The organism is Streptomyces lydicus (genome assembly GCF_000717345.1).
Classification (GTDB): Bacteria; Actinomycetota; Actinomycetes; order Streptomycetales; family Streptomycetaceae; genus Streptomyces; species Streptomyces lydicus.
This window is the reverse complement of the sequence record NZ_JNZA01000107.1, coordinates 1-397: the sequence shown is the minus strand read 5'-3', so window position 1 is coordinate 397 and position 397 is coordinate 1. Positions and strand designations below refer to the sequence as shown.

The following is a 397-nucleotide window of genomic DNA, read 5'->3' as shown; positions in this document are numbered from 1 at the left end:
GTAGGTGAGGTTGCCGTTGTGGTTGACGACGTTCCAGGCGTGGGCGCGGCCGTTGTGGTCTTGGGTGATGATGACGGCTTGGGAGCCGTGGCCGGCGTTGTGGAGGTCGTTTTCGAGGCGGTGGAAGGCGTCGGGGCCGTTGCCGTAGTCGTTGAAGCGGGTGCCGAGGGTGTTTTCGATGCGGTCGCGGCCGTTGTTCTCGCCGCGGTCGGAGGGGGTGCCGTCGGGGTGGGTGTCGGGGGTGCGGTGGGCGGCGGCGGTGGGGTTGCCGGCGTAGGTGTCGGCGGTGGCGAGGGCGGCGTCGACGCAGTTGTTGTTGCGGCCGGGGGCGTCGGGGCCGGGGTGGTTGATGGTGTCGACCCAGTGGCCGTTGTCGGGGTCGGGGTGGCGTTGGGGC

The 397-nt window shown here is 70.8% G+C and carries 1 protein-coding gene; it reads right to left on the bottom strand.

Annotation, left to right across the window (positions count from 1 at the left end; translation table 11 throughout):
- Nucleotides 1-397, bottom strand: a 397-nt coding sequence (locus OO62_RS36185; protein WP_033271977.1) for a toxin glutamine deamidase domain-containing protein, incomplete at both ends; no start/stop codon positions are given.